An 18,228-nucleotide genomic window follows, 5' to 3' on the forward strand; every position below is an offset into this window, starting at 1 on the left:
GAAGTAAAACAAGCAGTACCCTTTTATTAGACAAGGAGAAAAACCATGCGCCACTTCCCGAAAGTTGCCCTCATCGCTTCCGCCGCCGTCCTGCTGACCGCTTGCTCGTCGACCCCGAAACTGACCGAAACCCCAGTGGTCGAAAAGACCCCTACCCCGGTCGCACAAGGTGAGCCGACCCGCGAAATCCGCCCTGTCGAAACCGGCAGCGTCGACCCGCTGAACGATCCACGCGGCGAACTGGCCAACCGCAGCGTCTACTTCGACTACGACAGCTTCGTCGTGCGCGAAGACGGCAAGCCGGTCGTCGCCAAGCACTCGGGCTACCTGACCAAGAACACCGGCCGCAAGGTCCTGATCCAGGGCAACACCGACGAACGCGGCGGCACCGAGTACAACCTGGCCCTGGGCCAGAAGCGTGCTGAAGCCGTGCGCCGCGCGATGACCTCGCTGGGCGTGTCGGACAACCAGCTGGAAGCCGTGTCGCTGGGCGAAGAGAAGCCAAAAGCCACCGGCAGCGACGAAGCTGCATGGGCTGAAAACCGTCGCGCGGACATCGTTTATCAGTAATAAGTTCCAGACGTCGCCAGACGTTCAGGATTGACAGCGGGGCGGACGGCAGTGCAGACTGCATCCGCCCCGTTTTACTCTGCAACCGGAAAGAATCCCAGACATGATGAAATTGACCACGTCCCGCCTTGCCTGCCTGTTCCTGGCGGCCTGGATGCCGCTGCAAGCGTCCGCCGGCCTGCTCGACGACGACGAAGCACGCAAGGCCATCCTCGACCTGCGCGCCAAGGTCGACGCCATCGCCCGCGAGCTGAACACCCGCATCGACAGCAAATCGGACAAGACCGCCCAGCTCGACCTGCTGAACCAGCACGAGCAGACCATGCAGGAGATCTCGCGCCTGCGCGGCCAGATCGAAGTGCTGGCCAACGAAATCAGCAAGGCCCAGAACAGCCAGAAGCAGCTCTACGCCGACCTCGATTCGCGCATCAAGCGCCTCGAGCCGCAGCAGGCCACCGTCGACGGCCAGGTCGCCGAAGTGCTGCCTGCTGAAAAAACCTCGTATGAAGCCGCCACCGCCATGTTCCAGTCAGGCGACTACAAGGGCGCCGCCACCGCGCTGCAGGACTTCGTGCGCCGCTTCCCGGATTCGGCCTACGCCGCCAACGCACAATACTGGCTGGGCAACGCCCACTTCGCACTGGGCGACTACAAGAAGGCCATCGCGGCCCAGGAAATCGTTACCACCACTTACGCCGGCAGCAACAAGGTGCCGGACGCGATGCTCAACATCGGCAGCAGCTACGCTTTGCTCAAGGACAGCAAGAACGCCAAGAAGGCGCTGCAGCAGCTGGTCTCCAAGTACCCGGAGTCGAGCGCGGCCAAGACCGCCAAGGACCGCCTGGCGTCGCTGAAGTAAGTATGTGGTTGGTGTGCGGGAATTGACAGGAAAGTTCCCGCATCCTATAATCTCGCTTCTTCGGGTCGTTAGCTCAGCTGGTAGAGCAGCGGACTTTTAATCCGTTGGTCGCAGGTTCGAATCCCGCACGGCCTACCAAAGAATTTGCAGTATCAAATGAAGGCGTTACGAGCAATCGTGACGCCTTTTTTTGTGTCCGCAGCAGACGCTCCATCACCTCCTTTGCCGTTCGTGTGACGCGCATTAGCCCATCGCCACGTCACCGCCGCCGGCTTGCGGCCACGCATTCCTGCAGGTCCTACGCTGCAATTCTGGATCAGCCAGCTGACCCAAAATCACCCCAGAAACGGCTGCCGGGCATGACCTCGCAAAAACTTGAGCCTTGTCACTGACTGACCGCAATTTAATGACTACAGTCACGAGATTCGCCTCCCGTCCAGACGCGCGTTCATAGCCACTTCGAAGATCTCGAATTCAACTGTGCCCAGCTCAACTGATGAGCAAAACGATGACTGACCTGCAAGCATTGCTGGAAGCCCACCAAAGCACTCGCATATTGCGCTTGTCGTTCCCGGCGAATGACGGCCCACCAGCCAAGCTGATGGTGAACCGGTTCGAAGGCACGGAATACCTGTCGCGCGACTTCGAATTCAAAGTGGAAATCCTGAGCGACGACGCCTGGCTAGAGCTCGAGGCGATGCACGGCAAGCTGCTGTGCGTTTCGTTGGTACAGGCTGACGGCAGCCTGCGGCCATTCACCGGTTATGTCGCTTCCTTCAAGCTGGTCAAGACCGATGGCGGCGTGGCCTTCTATGAAGCCGTCCTGAAACCATGGCTGGCGTACACGCGCCTGCGCCGGAACAACCGCTTGTTCCATGCGCAAAGCCTGGGCGAACAGACCGAGGCGATTTTCGCCGGCTACGGCAGCCTGCCTGCGTGGGATTGGAAAGTCGCCGGCGAACAGCCGCAGTTCACGATGGCCACGCAGTGGGACGAGACCGACCACAATTACCTGTGCCGGCGCTGGGAAGCGGCTGGCTACAGCTACTGGTACGAGCATACCGACGCAGGTCACACTTTGAAGGTCTGCGACGACACGCGCATCTCGGCACCGATCGACGGGCCGTCCCCCGGCATCCGCTTCCATGGCGCCGGCGGCGCGGCCGAAGAAGATGCAATCGCCCACTGGAGCCCGCTGCGCCGGTGGGCGTCCGGTCAAGCGGCGGTGAGCGGCTTCGACTTCAAGAATCCGCGCCCGGTACATGCGAATACCATCACCATCAACCAGCAAGGCGATATTCCGCAGCTGGAGGTTCACAGCTACGAGGGGCATTACGGCTTCAAGCACCAGTCGGGCGCCGATCAACTTGTGCAATTGCGCATGGAAGAAATCGAAGCCCGCGGCAAACTGTACGAAGCGCAAGGCAACAACCGGCGCGCCGCCGCAGGCAGATGGTTCAAGCTACTAGACCATTTCAGCGAAAGCGAAGACAGCGAATTCCTGATCCTGGAAGTACATCACGAAGCCAGCAACAATTACCTGCAAGGCAAGGACACGGTCGCCGAGTACAAGAACTCCTTGCTCTGCCAAGGCAAGGAGGTGCCCTGGCGCCCGGGACGCGGCTTCAACAGCACAGAAACCAGACTGCTGGCCCTGCAAACTGCAACCGTGGTCGGCCAGGAAAGCCAGGGAAGCCTGAACGTCGACCAGTTCGGGCGCATCCAGGTCAAGTTTCACTGGGACCGGGACGAAAGCGGTAGCTGCTGGGTACGGGTAAGCAGCAACTGGGCCGGCGGCGAGAAGGGTTTGACCAGCCATCCGCGGGTCGGATCGGAAGTGATTGTTCAATGGCTCGACGGCAATCCCGACCATCCGATCGTGACCGGCTCCGTGTACAACCAGAGCTATATGCCGCCGTGGAAGCTGCCTGAACAGCAGGCGCTGACGGGGCTCCGAAGCCGGGAGCTGAGCACTGGGGGCGGCAACACGCCCGGCGGTCGCAGCAATCATCTGGTGCTGGATGACACCCAGGGGCAGATCCAGGCGCAGCTCAAGAGCGACCACCTCGCCAGCCAGCTCAGCCTCGGCCATATCAGCCGCATCGAAGACAATGCCGGGCGCAAGGATGCGCGCGGCCAGGGATTCGAGCTGCGCACCGACGGCATTGGCGCGCTCCGCGCCCAGCAGGGCCTGCTGCTCAGTACGGAAGCACGGCCGAACGCCCGCGCCCATATCACCGACGTGACGGAGACGCTGGCGCGCATGACGCAGGCCCAGGAGTTGCACGACAGCCTGTCGCAGGTCGCGCAGCAGGCGCAGGCTCACCAGTCGGGCGACCAGGACCAGGTTGTCGCCGCGCTGCAGGCGCAGGTCGATGCCATCAAAGGCCAGGGCGGTACACCCGCGCAAGGCGAATTCCCGGAATTCCAGGCTCCCCACGTGCTCCTCGCCAGTCCCGCCGGCATCGAAGCCAGCACGCAGGGTTCCACCCACCTGATGAGCGTGGAGCACACCGCCTTGACCAGCGGCGGCCATGCCAGCCTGAGCGCGGGCAAGAGCCTGCTCGTCAGCGTGAAGGAAGCGGTCCGCATGTTTGCCTACAAGGCCGGCATGAAGCTGGTGGCGGCCAGCGCCGACATCGACATCACCGCCTTGAAGGACAGCGTCAACATCCTGGCCAAGCTCAACATCACCCATACCGCCAACCGGATCACGATCACGGCAAAGGAAGAGGTGGTGATCAACGGCGGCACCAGCTTCAGCCGCTGGAACGCATCGGGAATCGTCCATGGCACCAGCGGCAACTGGGTCCAACACGCGGCGCATCACAGCTTCGCCCCCGCCAAGAGCGAAGGCACCCCTAGCTTGCCGCAGCCCGTGCAGTTGGCGCCGGGGCAGCTCAACCTGTATCACCGGTATGTGAATCTGGAAGGCGCTCAGCGCCAAGGGATCAAGCAAGGCGAATACACGGTCGTCGATGCCGAGGGCCGGTCCCACCAGGGAGTACTCGACGCCGATGGCTTTGCCAGCGTGGCCGGCCTGCCGATGGGAATGGCCACAATTAGCTATGGCAAGGACCCGCGCGATCCGTGGGATGAAGCCAGCTACCTCGGACCGGGGACCGAATGGCCGACCACGGCGCTGCCCGAGGCTGGCGCAGATGCTGCGGCAACGCCTGGGCGGCCAGTGCCGGCGCCGACGTCACAGAATCCCGGATTGCTCGCCGGCGCCAAAGCTGCGTCAGGCAGCCTCAATGGGGCAGCCGGCAAGCTCGGCGCGATTGCGCAAACCGCGCAGCAAGCGGCAAGTGCGGTGCAGTCTCTGCCCAAGGGCGGCGCGCAAGCATTACTGGCTGCTGCCGGACAGGCCGCCCTGGCCAGCGTTGCGACCAAGCTCCCGGACGGCGCGACGGCCGGTGCGTCAAGTGCCGGCAAGCCTGTCGCCGCCGTCGCGTCGATCGTCGGTTTGCCCGGAGCGCTGCCGCGCAGCGCTGACGTACCGCCCTCGATCCCGAAAAAATCCGTCATATAAAAAGATAAAAAGCACCATGACCGAACCTACGCAGGCCCCGTCCAAGCCCGCCGAACGCGCGCCGGAAGTCGCAGTCGCCCCGCTCGACACCATCGACCAGCAGGACGTTGGCGCCGGCGCCGCCGCCTTCGACAAATGGCTGCGCAACATTAGCCATGACTACGTGTCGTTGGAGCGCCTGAGCACTGTAGCCGGCAGCCTGCCGGTGATCGGCAACATCATGGCGCTGATCGACGCCATCATGGATATCGTGGCGATCATCCAGAAGGGCCTCGCCAAGGGTGCCAAGGAAGTCGATTTCCTGCTATGGGTCAGCCTTGGCATCAACCTGATCGGCATAGCCCCGGGAGCAGGCAATGCGGCGCGCATGAGCCTGCGACCTGCCCTGCACCTGGTCCGGCAAAAGCTGGCTTTGGGTGCCAAGGATCTCGGCGCCGCGCTGGTCGAGGTGCTGGTCGTGCACCTCAACGCCAGGCTGGCCGGCGAGATCGACACCTTTGTCGACAGCGCGATGGGCAAGCTGGCCGGTATCCTGGACGACTGCGCCAATACTGCCGACGGCATCGCCGACGATCTTGTCAAGACCCTCAAGCGCTGCATCGGCCAGGAACCGCTGTTCGACGTGGCCACCCCGGCGGAAGTGGAGACCAAGCTGCACGACCCAAAAGCGCAAAGCAGCTGGCGCCGCATGATTGGCGCCCTCGGCCGGCAGTACAAGATGAGCGCGAACTACGCTGTCGCGGCGGCAGCCCGCCACCTGCCGGAGAGCGCCATAGCAGGCGTGACCGGCATCATCGGCCACCTGACCAACTTCAAGCCGGCGTTTCGCGGCAAGCTCGCCGCCCTGGCCGACGAACAGAAGCAGATGAGCATCCGGTGGATACTGGCGCGGCTGCGCGACGCGGTCACCAAACACAAGCGGCGCTATCCTGCGCTGGTCCCATCCAGCAAAGGCGCGGACCACAGGAAGAACAAGCCCGAGCACGAGCTGGGCTCCAGCAGGCAGCAAAGCCCGGCCAAGGGCGACGCCAATGCCTGCAAGCTGTGTCCCGCAAAGGGCGGCACCGCGCACTCGATCAGCTTCGCTACCGGCGCCGAAACCTTCACTCATACCGACTTTGTGCTGGAAGCGCCGCTCCCCATCGCATGGAGCCGCACCTACCGCAGCCAGCTGGTCGCCTATAACCGCGGCAATCTCGGCGCACGCTGGCTCACCCCGTACAGCACCCGCATCGACGTCGTTGGCCAGGGCAAGCCCGCCGCCCTGCTCTATCATGCCGCCGACGGCCGCAGCCACCGCTTTCCCTACCTTAGCATCGGCCAGCGGCACCACGACCCGGTCGAGCAGATCACGCTCACCCGCCTGAGCCCTACCCTGCTCACGCTCGACTTCGGCAAGCCGCTGCCGGAAGGCGAATCCAGCCCCTGGCGCGAAACCTACGAGCTGGTCGACACCGTGCGCGCCAAGGCGGGCGAGCTGGGCAAGGAGCATTTCCGGCTGATCGCGCTGCATGCCCGCGACGGCGCTGCCCTCGGTCTGCGCTACGACCACATCGTCGCCACTGGTCCCTACGCCGGCGAGGAGGTGCTCAGCGACATCGTCAGCAAGCAGGGCGAAACCATCGTCGCTCATGCCGGCACCCAGATCGACCCTGATAGCGGCCGCATCCTGGCGCTATGGGAAATCCGGGACGGCAAGCTGTTGCGCCAGCTGGCCGCCTACGACTACGACGATCGCGGCGACCTTGTCCGCGCCCAGGACGAGAATGCGGCCGCCTGGCATTACCAGTACGACCGCCACCTCGTCACCCGCTACACCGACCGCACTGGGCGCGGCATGAACCTCGCCTATGACACCAGCGTCGATAGTGGCGCCCACGCCAAAGCGGTTCGCGAGTGGGCCGACGATGGCAGCTACGACACCCGGCTTGAATGGGACAAGAACATTCGCCTGACCTACGTCCTAGATGCGCTCGGGCATGAGACCCGCTTTTACTACGACATCGCCGGCTATACCTACCGCGTCGTGTATCCGGACGGGGGCGAGGAATGGCTGTTCCGCGACGACGCCAAGAACGTGGTCCGCCACATCCATGCCGACGGCAGCAGCGAGCATCACCGTTACGACGACCACGGCAACCTGCTCACCCACACCCGCGCCGACGGCAGCCAGGTCCACTTCGAGTATGACGGCCAGCACCGCGTCATCGGCATCCGCGACGGCGAAGGCGGCACCTGGAAGCGTGACTACAATGCCCAGAGCCACTTGGTCGAGGAAACCGACCCGCTCGGCAACAAGACCCAGTACGCATACGACAAGCTTGGCCGGCCGATCGAAGTCCTTGATGCCAAGGGCGGTATTAAAAAAGTCGCCTATACCCCGGACGGCCAGCTCGCCGGCTACACCGACTGTTCCGGGCACAGCAGCCAGTGGGAATACGACGAGCGCAAGCGCTTGGTCAAGAGCATCGACGCCGCAGGCAATGTGACCCGCTACCGCTATACGTCGTTAAGTAGCGAAACGCTGGCGCAAGCACACAGCGAGGCCCACGGCAATCATCCCGGCCAGCTCGAAGCCGTCATCCACCCCGACGGCAGCCAGGAGCAGTTTCGCCACGACGCCGAAGGCCGGCTGCTGGCGCACATCGACGCACTGCAGCGCACCACCGCCTACCGCTACACCGCGGCCGGACTAATCGCCAAGCGCACCGACGCGCTGGGACACAGCCTGCAGTACCGGTGGGATGCGCTCGGCCGCTTGTCCGCACTGGAAAACGAAAACGACAGCGTCTACCGTTTCCAGTACGACCCCGTTGGGCGCCTCCTGCAGGAAAAGGGCTTCGACGGCAAGGCCACCGAATACCGCTACGACGAAGCCAGCGGCGTGCTGGCGGAAACCGTCGAAGCCGGCGTAAGCACGCGGCTCGACTTCGACCCCATGGGCCGACTCGTGCGACGCCGCGCCGCACTCCTCGGTCAGGCGGAGCAGATCGAAACCTTCGCCTACAACGCCAACGGCCAACTAGCCGAAGCGGAGAACGAGCACGCCAGGCTGCAATGGTTCTACGACGCGGCCGGTAACCTGGTGCGCGAGCACCAGCACTACCAAGGCCCGTTCCATCTAGAGAAGCGTACCGCGGTCTGGCACCACTACCACGACGAACTCAACCAGCGCACCGGCACTACCCGCCCCGACGGCCACCGCATCGATTGGCTGACCTACGGCGCCGGCCACGTGCATGGTCTGCTGCTCGACGGGCAGGACCTCGTCTCGTTCGAGCGCGACGCGCTATACCAGGAAACCGGCCGCACCCAGGCCAACGGCCTGCAGCAAACGATGAAGTACGATCCGCTTGGACGCCTGATCGAACAGCAACTCGGCGCCATCGCACAAGCCAGCCAGAAGGACCGGCTTTTCGTCCCCAACCCATACCGTCCCGACCTCCAGGTCGGCATGCAAGCCGCGATCCTGCGGCGCTACCGCTACGACCTATCCGGCCAGCTGACGAGCTTGGAGGACAACCGGCGTGGCCGCGTCGAATACCGCTACGACCCGGTCGGGCGGCTGCTGGCGGCAAGCAGTGCATTGGGCCACGAAACCTTCGCCTTCGACCCGGCCGGCAACATCCAGGCACCCGATACCGCGCAGCAGGAGCCCCTTATCCGCCGTGTCGCATTGCCCAAGCTGCTGGACAACCTTCTCAAGGAATATGCCGGCGTCCGCTACCGCTATGACGAACGCGGCAACGTCGTGGAACGTACCCAGGACGGCCTTCAGTCCAAGTATGAATGGGATGCGTTCAACCGGATGACCCGTGCCACGACCTGGCATGGCGTCGCCACCTTTGCCTACGATCCGCTGGGACGGCGCATCGCCAAGCACAGCGGGGCGATGGAAGGCGCTGGCTTTCGGGAGACGGCCCGGACCATGTACGGCTGGGACGGCGACACGCTGGCGCTGGAGAGCAGCGTGCACCGGGGCCATGCGGCGGGCGAACGGACGGTGCATTATGTGTATGAGCGCGACAGCTTCGTGCCGCTGGTGCAGGCCACCCGAAGCCAGGCGCTTCGACTGGCGCCCACCACCGATGTCAAGGCGCTTATGGCCGGCAACGACGGCAAGTACGATATCGCACTTGATCCGCTGTGGAACGGTGAGTACGAACACGAAGCCGAGCCGTTCGGTAAGGATGAGATCGCCTTCTATCAATGCGATCATCTAGGTACACCGCAGGAATTGACCGACCATGAAGGCAAGGTTGCGTGGTCGGCGCAGTACAAGGCATGGGGGCAAGCGAAGGAAGCGATCAGCGAGGCGGCGCGCAAGGCCGGGATGCGCAATCCGATTCGGTTCCAGGGGCAGTACGTTGACGAAGAGACGGGGCTGCATTACAACCATCATAGGTATTATGACCCGGACACTGCTCGGTATTTGACGCAGGACCCTGTTGGACTAAGAGGTGGAACAAACCTTTACCGATATGCGCCTAATCCCACAGCTTGGGTTGATCCATTAGGATTAAGTAATAAAAACTGCGGCGACAGAGCATCTACTAAACATCGTGTACTTAGCAATATCGCCAAGAGCCAAGCAGCGAGAAAGACATCAAACTTCCAAGAGCACGGAAACCGTGAATGGCCTCCGAACAGAGGATTTAAAGAAGATCCAGCAGATTTTACACTTCTGCCAGGCTCAAAAATTGATCGCTATGGTAGTCCGTATGGAACTTTTACATCACCAACAGGCACACCATATCGTGCAAGAGCACCAAAACCAGGCACTGATTTAAAACCGCACTGTGTTTATGAAGTTAATGAACCATTGACAGTAAAAGCTGGAGGAGCAGCCCCATGGTTTGGCTATGAAGGAAATGGAATTCAATATGAGCTCCCGGGACGAGTAATAGATTTAGAAAAAGCTGGCATCTTAACAAAAATTATTTAACTCAAAAGATGAATAAAGAAACATTGCGTTCGATTTTAATTAATAAAGGCATATCGCGGTCCTACTATTCACTAGAAGGCGGGTTGCCTAATGAAAAACTTTGTCTTGACTACGAAAACGGCAAATGGATTGTGTATTACTCCGAGCGCGGTATAAGAACAGGTATCCGTTATTTCGATAACGAAGATGATGCTTGTGATTATCTATTGCATGCTGTTGAAGAGTCAGCTAGTGGAAAATATTGAGTCCGGCGATTAATAAGGCATTGAAGACGGTGGCATCATTTAGCAGACGCGCCACAAGGCGCGCATTGGATTTACTGCTGAATAAGGAGGAAATCCAGCAGCCGCTCCGCGTTCGGACCGATAAAAGGCGCATCTCAACATGCCAAGGCGGCCTTGCCGCCAAAGACTGGGTGCGCGCTGAAAATCGTCAATTGATCAGTGCTTCCCTGGTCAATGATCAATACGGTCCCGGTGGCGGAACGCAGTATTACATCACCGCAAAAGATCGGATGAGTATGGAAAAAGGCCCACTTATGGAGTTGACAGGTCGATGATTAATTTCAACGAAGGAAAAATCAATCTCGGCGGGAAAAATATCTCCGTTGCGTCTGATTATGACGACTTAAGCTTCCTCGCCGAAGAAGGTCTAATTGAGAAACGAGAAGACGCTGGAGGCATGTACTACTATGTCGAAGCGGAGGCGGACGGCATGCGGTTTAGTGTTTTTATCTCGTTGCGAGACAAGACGATTGAGTGGCTACTATTACGCTGGTTAGACCGTCCTATGAAAAGTTGGGATGACGTAAGTGAAAAGGCGATGACAGATGAATACCGTCTACTATCGAATTTCGTAAAGAAGCAGGTCGGAACCCCACCTAATAATACAAGAATCGGGACGCGTACGTGGCGCTTCAAGTGGGGGCAACTTAACTTGAGCTATGAAGTACGCTCCTTTGATGTAGCCATTTTTATGAAACCCCGGTGAGGCCGCTCGACAAAAAGGATGTTATAGGCATTAGTTTTTGCAGCAAGCGGCCCACCGGTTTATTCAGGTCACCGATTCCACTGGAGAGGAAAATGTCATTGAAAATCATCACAGTCCGAGACAAAACCGATCATGGCGGCACAGTTACCAGCGGCTCGCGCAACCACAAAATTAGGGGAAGAGCAATCGCTCGACTGGGTGATCAAGTTGATTGTCCGCTGCCCTACCCTGGTGGCAAACCGCACGGTGTGAACAAGATCATCACCGCCCACAACACACTAACAGTGGACGGTGTGCCCGTTGCGGTCGAAGGATGCACGACGGAATGCGGGTGCAAGCTGATCGGCAGCGTGCCTGCGACGGTTAGTTGAGCCCGGAACGCCATGTGAAATACTTGAGACGTGACTCCCGATAGGCTCCCATTCCTCCTCTTTGACCTGACTGGTTATCGCATCTGGCAAGCGTTGCGAGTCACTGATTCATAAAGAATGCTCATTGCGACCCAGCGACTTTCAATCCGTTGGGCGCAGGTCCGAATCCCGCACGGCCTGCCAAGTTTCAACAGAAAGCCCACGCAGCCCGTTTCGTGGGCTTTTTGCTTTGTGCTGCCGTTTCGCCCTGTCGGCGATGTGTCACGATGATCCCGCCACCTGTCGGGCAACGACCGGGCAGCCGTCGCCCTCGAAAGACTTCGAATGATCGGCAGCGTCGCAAAGGCTCAAGCCGCCTCCCCCACCGGATGCGCCTGCTTCCGATACAAGAACTCCAGCACCGCCTTGCGATGCTCCGTATAGCGCGCATCCTGCGCCAGCGTCACCCGGTCGCGCGGCCGTTCCAGCCCCACGTCCACGATCTCGCCGATAGTCGCCGCCGGCCCGTTGGTCAGCATCACGATCCGGTCCGACAGCAGCACCGCCTCGTCCACATCGTGCGTCACCATCACCACGGTCGACCTGGTGGCCGCCACGATCTTGAGCAGCTCATCCTGCAAATGCGCCCGCGTCAGCGCATCGAGCGCGCCGAACGGCTCGTCCATCAACAGCACCTTTGGCTGCATCGCCAGCGCCCGCGCGATGCCCACGCGCTGCTTCATCCCGCCCGAGATTTCATGCGGCCGCTTGCCCTCGGCGCTGGTAAGCCCCACCAGCGCCAGCGCATCCATGGTCCGCTCGCGCAGCTGAGCGCGGGTTTCAGCGCCGCCGAACACCCGCTCCACGCCCAGGTGGATGTTCTCGTAGCAGGTCAGCCATGGCAGTAGCGAGTGATTCTGGAACACCACCGCCCGCTCCGGCGATGGCCCGGCGATTTCGCGGTTGGCGCACAGCAGCACGCCCTCGGTCGGTTTCAATAGCCCCGCGATCAGATTGAGCAGGGTCGACTTGCCGCAGCCGGAGTGGCCGATCAGGGTGATGAACTCGCCCTTGCGCACGGACAGGTCGATGCCCTGCAGCGCCTGGAACATGCCTTTCTTGGTATGGAAGGCCATCTCCACGCCGGTGATGTCGATGAATTTCGGATGTGGCTGGTCCATGCTCGTGTCCTTTCAGTTGGCTACTTGTTCATGGGTCAGCGCACGGGCCAGCGCCACCAGCGCCTGTTCCAGCAGCAGCCCGACCACGCCGATGATGACGATGGCGATGATGATGTGCGAGACGTTCAGGTTGTTCCATTCGTCCCACACCCAGAAGCCGATGCCCACGCCGCCGGTCAGCATTTCAGCCGCCACGATCACCAGCCAGGCCGTGCCGATGGCCAGGCGCACGCCGGTGAGAATGTAGGGCAGCGCCGAGGGCAGCAGGATCTTGGTGAGCACCTTCCACTCCGACAGGTTGAGCACCCGCGCCACGTTCATGTAGTCCTGCGGCACGCGCTGCACGCCGACGGCGGTGTTGATCACCATCGGCCAGATCGAGCAGATGAAGATTGACCAGATCGCGGCCGGGTCGGCCGACTTGAACACCAGCAGGCCGATCGGCAGCCAGGCCAGCGGCGACACCGGTTTGAGCAGGCTGATGATCGGACCGAACATGCTGCCGACAAAGCGCACGCGGCCGATCATGAAGCCCAGCGGGATGCCCACCAGCGCAGCCAGCCCGAAGCCGATCGCCACCCGCTGCAGCGAAGCCAGCACGTTCCAGCCGATGCCCTGGTCGTTCGGGCTGTTGCGGTAGAACGGGTCGGCGAACAGCACCAGCGCTTCCTGCAGCGTCGCCCACGGGGTCGGGAAGGCGGTGTTCCGGGCGGCGATGAGCTGCCAGACCAGCACCACCAGGGCGATGCCCACCAGCGGCGGCAAGACCAGCTTCACTGCCGCCGCAAACGGACGGGTGCCGCGCGCGGCCGGCGGCGCCGGCTTGCTGGCGGCGCGCCCTGCGGCCAGGGGCACGGCGGCGGCCAACGCCAGGACGGCGGTGCGCGGCGCGTGGCGTTCGGTTTTCAACATGGCGCTCATGGCGTCTCCTTGGGTGACGAGGTGAAAATCAGGCCTTGATCTTGAACGAGGCCGCATAGGCTTTCGGGTTCTTGCCGTCCCACACGGCGCCGTCCATCAGCTTCGACGTGCGCAGCGGGCTTTTCGGGATTGGCGTCTTGCTCAGGGTCGCCGCTTCCTTGTACAGGGCGACCTGGTTGACCGCGCTCGCCACGGCCAGGTAGTCCGGGTCTTCCTTGAGCAGGCCCCAGCGGCGGTGCTGGCTCATGAACCACATGCCGTCCGACAGGTAAGGGAAATTGACCAGGCCGTCGTTGTAGAACTTCATGTGGTTGGCGTCGTCCCAAGTCTTGCCCAGGCCGTTCTGGTAGCGGCCCATGATGCGCTGGTCGATCGCGTCCTTGCTGGTGTTCACATAGGACTTGGCGGCGATGACCTCGGCCATCTTGTTCTTGTTGGCCAGCGAGGAATCGATCCATTTGCCGGCCTCGAGGATGGCGGCCATCATGGCGCGGCAGGTATTCGGGTGCTTGCGCGCGAAGTCGAGCGTGCTGCCCAGCACCTTCTCCGGGTGGTCGCGCCAGATGTCCTGGGTGGTGATGGCGGTGATACCGACACCGTCCATGATCGCGCGGTGGCCCCAGGGCTCGCCCACGCAGAAGCCATCCATATTCCCCACGCGCATGTTCGCCACCATCTGCGGCGGCGGCACGGTGATGACCTTGGCGTCCTTCATCGGGTTGATGCCGTGCGCGGCCAGCCAGTAGTAGAGCCACATCGCGTGGGTGCCGGTCGGGAAGGTCTGGGCGAAGGTGAATTCGCGCTTTTCCGTGCGCATCAGCTTGGCCAGCGAGGCGCCGTCGACTGCGCCCTTGTCGGACAGCTGTTTTGACAGGGTGATGGCCTGGCCATTGTTGTTCAGGCCCATCAGCACCGCCATGTCCTTCTTCTGGCCACCAATGCCCATCTGCACGCCATACAGCAGGCCGTAGAGCACGTGCGCGGCGTCCAGGTCGCCGTTGGCCAGCTTGTCGCGCACGCCGGCCCAGGAGGCTTCCTTGCTCAGCACAAACTTGACGCCGTACTTCTTGTCCAGACCCAGCACCGAAGCCATCACCACCGACGCGCAGTCGGTCAGCGGGATGAAGCCGATCTTGATCTCTTCTTTTTCCGGCTTGTCCGACCCTGCCGCCCACGCCCCACCGGTGGCCAGCCCCAGCAGGCTGCCTCCGGCCGCCAGGCCTGCGCCATGGATGAGTTTCCTGCGCGTGACATCCAGCTCGCCGGCCGCCATCGGTACGGTGCTCTTCGCTTCGGGGTGTTGATGATTCATCGCATCCTCAATGTAGTCAGGCAAAAAAAATGACGCATATCCGGCCATGACGGGAGTCATGGCTGGATAGACGTCGTTGTCTCGGGTGGGCTCTACCGGCGTTGGCAGGGCACGCGGCGCTCCATTGCGCTATTGGTCAATATGCAATGATCGTGCCAGCTGGGCTGTGAGAGTGGAGAGGCAGCCGGCAGCGAGGCCGGTGCACTATGCAAAGGCGCAGGTGACGCACTGCGATTGTGCAGTGCGTCATTCTGGACGAGAAAAGCTTCTGTAGTGCGCGCCGGTGTCAGCGCTGGGCCAAGGTTGCCCGTACGACGATGCGCTCGGCAATGCGCGGGTCGTCCGGCACATAACTCATCACCATGTCCTCGCGGTACTCGCCGCGATTGAATTCCATGTCAACCTTGCCGTCCCGCGACACATATCGGTCGGGCGTGACCGCCACCAGGTGAATCGGACGCTGGCGGTCGATGCGGGCGCTGATGCCGCCGCCGGCAGCCTCCACTTTCAGGCGCCAGCCATTCGACAAGGCGTACTGGCCTTTGACGGCGTCGAGGTCGTCCTGGTAGATGCGCGTGGTGCGCGATGGCGCGGTCACCTGCACGCTCGAGATGGCGTCGTTGCTGGTGGACGGATACTTCTGGGACTGCGCGGCAGCATCGGCGGCCAGCAGCAATAGGGAGGCGGCGACTGCCAGTGGGAGGGTACGCATGATCGTTCCTTCGCAAGACGGGGGATGGGCACCCCGGGTCGCGCCAGGGGTGATCCAACCAGTCTAGGGCAGCGTTCGCCGCCTGCAAGGCATCCCTTCTCCACATCACGAAACGGTCTCGATCCGGCAAAAATCAGACCCGGACGACATGATACAAAAACAACATGCATATGGCTGCTTTTGTATCATGATTTTGATCAAACCTTCTCGTTGCCAAAACGCGCGCAGAGGGGGCAGAACGGAACGAGTGTTGGTTCCTGCCTACGCACTACCGCAATTGCTTGACATTCGCGCGCTACGGCAGGATATTGTTGTGTGAGGGAAATTGTTTGAGGTGGTAACCAATTGTGTGCAGCCTTGAATTCGTTACCCGGACATGTAGAATAAATAACATCAGTGCAGCTTGCCCGGCAAGGGAGCGTCGCACGGACCGGAATCCTGAAGTTAAGCTGAGCTTGCAACGCATGTCCACGAGCCCTCGCCTGCACACCCCGGAACCTGCCAGCCCCGCCCTGCTTGCCTGAGCTCGGCGCGCGCGGCAACGCGATTTCCGCCGGGCCAAGCTGCCAGCAATCCAGCGCCATTTATCTATTAAACGCCTGTCTCCGGCGGAGACGGCACAAGGAAGACATCATGAACACCGAACACTCGCACGCAAGCATCCACCCAGCGACGGTCGACCGCAGCAATCCGGCGGCGCCGAAGCGCACCTTCGCAAAGGGTATCGTGTCGAACGGCCGCCGCCTGCGCCAGCGCGTCGGCGTGGCTGTAGGATTGTGCCTGGGCCTGGCAGCGCTGGTCATCGCGCTGGAATAAACAGGAATTGCCGGCTGGTGCACGACGCGGCCCGAGCCCGTCGTGCACTGGCTGGACGGCGCAGCCGTCCACCCTGCATCACTCAGAACTCTTCCCAGCCCTCGGTCGTCTCGCTCGCCCGTGACTTGCCTGCCTTGCGCGCAGGCGCGGGGGCGGCGGCCTTCGGGGCGATCCGCACCGGCGCCTTGGCCGGGCGCGCTGCCGATGCCGGCGCGCGTTTCGGTGCCGCCGCCGCCGCCGCTTCATCCAGCCTGAACGTCCCCACCGCCTCCGCCAGCGACGCCGCTTCCTGCTGCAGCGACTGCGCCGCGGCCGAGGCTTCTTCCACCAGCGCCGCGTTCTGCTGCGTCACCTGGTCCATCTGGGTCACTGCGCTGTTGATCTGTTCGATGCCGGCGGTCTGCTCCTGGCTGGCGGCGGTGATCTCGGCCATGATGTCGGTCACCCGGCCCACGCTCTGGACGATCTCCGCCATCGTGGCGCCGGCCTGGTCCACCAGTTCCGAGCCGCGGTGCACGTTGTCCACCGAGTCGTCGATCAGTTCCTTGATTTCCTTGGCCGCCGCGGCGCTGCGCTGGGCCAGGTTGCGCACTTCGCCCGCCACCACCGCGAAACCGCGGCCCTGCTCGCCCGCGCGGGCCGCTTCCACCGCCGCGTTCAGGGCCAGGATATTGGTCTGGAAGGCGATGCCGTCGATGACGGAAATGATGTCCACGATGCGCGTGGCCGAGGTATTGATGGCGCCCATGGTGCGCACCACCTGCTCCACCACTTCGCCACCCTTGCCTGCCACCTGCTGGGCCGATGCCGCCAGCACATTGGCCTGGCGCGCGTTGTCGGCGTTCTGGCGCACGGTCGAGGTCAATTCTTCCATCGACGAGGCGGTTTCTTCCAGCGAGCCGGCCTGCTGCTCGGTGCGCGCCGACAGGTCGAGGTTGCCCGCGGCGATCTGGCCGGAGGCGGTGGCGATGGTGTCGGTGCCGCCGCGCACCCGGGTGACGATGCCCACCAGCGCGGCGTTCATGTCCTGCAGCGCCTGCAGCAGGCGCCCGGTTTCATCCTGCGTACGGACCTCGATCTTCTGGGTCAGGTCGCCGGCCGCGACGGCGCGGGCGATCTTCACGGCCGCTTCGATCGGGTTCACGATGGCGCGCACCAGCAGCCAGCCGATCACCGCCGCCATCAGCAGGCCGAAGGCCAGGCCCGCCAGGCAGACCAGGCGCACGAATTCATAGTTGGCCTGCGAGCGTTCATAGTCGGCTTTCGCGACCCGCGTCTGCAACTCCACCAGCTGCGCGCCGGACGCCCCCACCGGCTGGAACAGGCGCGACGCCTCGCCCGTGACCAGCTGGGCGGCCAGCGCGTTGTCGCCGGTGCGCAGCGCCGCCAGTGCCGGCAGCAGGCCCTTGGCCAGGAAGGCCTTGCGCGCTTCCACGAACTGCTTGGCCAGCGCGGCTTCCTCGGCGGTCAGCTCGGTCTGTTCGTAGGCTTTCCAGGTGGCGGTGGCCGCAGCGATATTGGTGTCCACTTCCTGCACCAGGGCGACGCGCTGGGCACTGTCGGTGACGTGCGAGGCCTTGGCGACGAGCAGCTGGTTGGTGGTGATCAGCTGCATGACGCGGCTGAGCTGGCCCAGCGCGACGAGCCGGTTGTCATACAAATTCTTCAGTTCGGCGTTGGCTGCGCCCAGGTTGTAGATGCCGATGACGGCGCCGGCGACCAGTTCCGCGGCAAGGAAAGCGATGACGAAGACCAGGCGACTCTTGATGGTGAGATGTTTAAACATGGTGGACTCGAAAGAAGATGAAGGGCGGGCCGTTGTCTCGTTTATATATTGAATTGTAGAAATAGCTTCGCATCCAGCACGCATATTGACCAGCAGCTTAGAGATATTCCCAGCGCTTCGTCGCCCCTTCGCCACACTGTCTTGCCAACCCGGCATCGGTCGTGGTCGCCCCGATAAGATATTGAACAAGCGGCGGATGCCCGCGCGGCGCGCAGCGTTAGCGGTTTGGCTATAGAATGCTGCGATGATTTCCG

General features: G+C 62.2%; 14 protein-coding genes and 1 tRNA gene. 10 read left to right on the forward strand and 5 right to left on the reverse strand.

The annotated features are described in order from the left end of the window. The first annotated feature begins 45 nt into the window (after positions 1-45). The 9 genes from pal (at position 46) to BM031_RS08450 (ending at position 11,267) form a co-directional block, all read left to right on the forward strand. Complete coding sequence (gene pal, locus BM031_RS08415) at positions 46-570, forward strand: peptidoglycan-associated lipoprotein Pal (protein ID WP_091873761.1); 525 nt, start codon at positions 46-48, stop codon at positions 568-570. Between the two features lie 103 nt (positions 571-673). After that, positions 674-1,429 carry a tol-pal system protein YbgF gene (gene ybgF, locus BM031_RS08420; protein ID WP_091873763.1) on the forward strand — a complete coding sequence of 252 codons (756 nt, stop codon included), beginning with the start codon at positions 674-676 and terminating at the stop codon, positions 1,427-1,429. Between the two features lie 62 nt (positions 1,430-1,491). Beyond that, a tRNA-Lys gene (locus BM031_RS08425) sits at positions 1,492-1,567 on the forward strand. A gap of 370 nt (positions 1,568-1,937) precedes the next feature. Then, complete coding sequence (locus BM031_RS08430) at positions 1,938-4,961, forward strand: type VI secretion system Vgr family protein (RefSeq protein WP_229408720.1); 3,024 nt, start codon at positions 1,938-1,940, stop codon at positions 4,959-4,961. A gap of 16 nt (positions 4,962-4,977) precedes the next feature. Further along, positions 4,978-9,906 carry an RHS repeat-associated core domain-containing protein gene (locus BM031_RS08435; RefSeq protein WP_177207686.1) on the forward strand — a complete coding sequence of 1,643 codons (4,929 nt, stop codon included), beginning with the start codon at positions 4,978-4,980 and terminating at the stop codon, positions 9,904-9,906. Positions 9,907-9,914: 8 nt separating this feature from the next. Then, positions 9,915-10,151, forward strand: a complete 237-nt coding sequence (locus tag BM031_RS08440) for a hypothetical protein (RefSeq protein WP_091873766.1) — start codon at positions 9,915-9,917, stop codon at positions 10,149-10,151. Further along, entirely contained in the window at positions 10,148-10,465 is a 318-nt protein-coding gene (locus BM031_RS24995; RefSeq protein WP_177207687.1) for a hypothetical protein, read from the forward strand. The genes BM031_RS08440 and BM031_RS24995 overlap by 4 nt, the downstream gene beginning before the upstream one ends. Next, complete coding sequence (locus tag BM031_RS08445) at positions 10,462-10,896, forward strand: hypothetical protein (RefSeq protein ID WP_091873768.1); 435 nt, start codon at positions 10,462-10,464, stop codon at positions 10,894-10,896. Before BM031_RS24995 ends, BM031_RS08445 begins: the two co-directional genes overlap by 4 nt. 92 nt (positions 10,897-10,988) lie before the next feature. Then, complete coding sequence (locus BM031_RS08450) at positions 10,989-11,267, forward strand: PAAR domain-containing protein (RefSeq protein ID WP_091873771.1); 279 nt, start codon at positions 10,989-10,991, stop codon at positions 11,265-11,267. Positions 11,268-11,614: 347 nt separating this feature from the next. Here the strand turns inward: BM031_RS08450 and BM031_RS08455 are convergent, their stop codons facing one another. From BM031_RS08455 to BM031_RS08470, 4 genes are all read right to left on the reverse strand, one after another. Beyond that, positions 11,615-12,427 carry an ABC transporter ATP-binding protein gene (locus BM031_RS08455; protein ID WP_091873774.1) on the reverse strand — a complete coding sequence of 271 codons (813 nt, stop codon included), beginning with the start codon at positions 12,425-12,427 and terminating at the stop codon, positions 11,615-11,617. Between the two features lie 12 nt (positions 12,428-12,439). Beyond that, a complete protein-coding gene (ntrB, locus tag BM031_RS08460; RefSeq protein ID WP_091873776.1) occupies positions 12,440-13,348 on the reverse strand; it encodes a nitrate ABC transporter permease in 909 nt (302 codons plus the stop codon). Between the two features lie 28 nt (positions 13,349-13,376). Then, positions 13,377-14,660: a CmpA/NrtA family ABC transporter substrate-binding protein gene (locus BM031_RS08465; protein WP_091873779.1), complete on the reverse strand. Its 1,284-nt coding sequence runs from the start codon at positions 14,658-14,660 to the stop codon at positions 13,377-13,379. Between the two features lie 286 nt (positions 14,661-14,946). Further along, positions 14,947-15,372, reverse strand: coding sequence for a hypothetical protein (locus BM031_RS08470; RefSeq protein ID WP_091873782.1), 426 nt, complete (start codon positions 15,370-15,372; stop codon positions 14,947-14,949). Between the two features lie 633 nt (positions 15,373-16,005). On the opposite strand from BM031_RS08470, the gene BM031_RS08475 reads away from it, so the two are divergent. Continuing rightward, on the forward strand, positions 16,006-16,188 hold the full coding sequence (locus BM031_RS08475) for a hypothetical protein (RefSeq protein WP_091873784.1): 183 nt from the start codon (positions 16,006-16,008) through the stop codon (positions 16,186-16,188). Between the two features lie 82 nt (positions 16,189-16,270). Here the strand turns inward: BM031_RS08475 and BM031_RS08480 are convergent, their stop codons facing one another. Further along, positions 16,271-17,974, reverse strand: a complete 1,704-nt coding sequence (locus BM031_RS08480) for a methyl-accepting chemotaxis protein (protein WP_091873787.1) — start codon at positions 17,972-17,974, stop codon at positions 16,271-16,273. Between the last annotated feature and the right edge of the window lie 254 nt (positions 17,975-18,228).

The organism is Massilia yuzhufengensis, from assembly GCF_900112225.1.
Classification (GTDB): Bacteria; Pseudomonadota; Gammaproteobacteria; order Burkholderiales; family Burkholderiaceae_D; genus Telluria; species Telluria yuzhufengensis.

Bases quoted from the DNA above. Each gene is read 5' to 3' on its own strand.
- pal (WP_091873761.1), top strand. From the start codon at position 46: ATGCGCCACTTCCCGAAAGTTGCCCTCATCGCTTCCGCCGCCGTCCTG.
- ybgF (WP_091873763.1), top strand. From the start codon at position 674: ATGATGAAATTGACCACGTCCCGCCTTGCCTGCCTGTTCCTGGCGGCC.
- BM031_RS08455 (WP_091873774.1), bottom strand. From the start codon at position 12,427: ATGGACCAGCCACATCCGAAATTCATCGACATCACCGGCGTGGAGATG.
- ntrB (WP_091873776.1), bottom strand. From the start codon at position 13,348: ATGAGCGCCATGTTGAAAACCGAACGCCACGCGCCGCGCACCGCCGTC.
- BM031_RS08430 (WP_229408720.1), top strand. From the start codon at position 1,938: ATGACTGACCTGCAAGCATTGCTGGAAGCCCACCAAAGCACTCGCATA.
- BM031_RS08440 (WP_091873766.1), top strand. From the start codon at position 9,915: ATGAATAAAGAAACATTGCGTTCGATTTTAATTAATAAAGGCATATCG.
- BM031_RS08445 (WP_091873768.1), top strand. From the start codon at position 10,462: ATGATTAATTTCAACGAAGGAAAAATCAATCTCGGCGGGAAAAATATC.
- BM031_RS08435 (WP_177207686.1), top strand. From the start codon at position 4,978: ATGACCGAACCTACGCAGGCCCCGTCCAAGCCCGCCGAACGCGCGCCG.
- BM031_RS08480 (WP_091873787.1), bottom strand. From the start codon at position 17,974: ATGTTTAAACATCTCACCATCAAGAGTCGCCTGGTCTTCGTCATCGCT.
- BM031_RS08465 (WP_091873779.1), bottom strand. From the start codon at position 14,660: ATGAATCATCAACACCCCGAAGCGAAGAGCACCGTACCGATGGCGGCC.
- BM031_RS08475 (WP_091873784.1), top strand. From the start codon at position 16,006: ATGAACACCGAACACTCGCACGCAAGCATCCACCCAGCGACGGTCGAC.
- BM031_RS08450 (WP_091873771.1), top strand. From the start codon at position 10,989: ATGTCATTGAAAATCATCACAGTCCGAGACAAAACCGATCATGGCGGC.
- BM031_RS08470 (WP_091873782.1), bottom strand. From the start codon at position 15,372: ATGCGTACCCTCCCACTGGCAGTCGCCGCCTCCCTATTGCTGCTGGCC.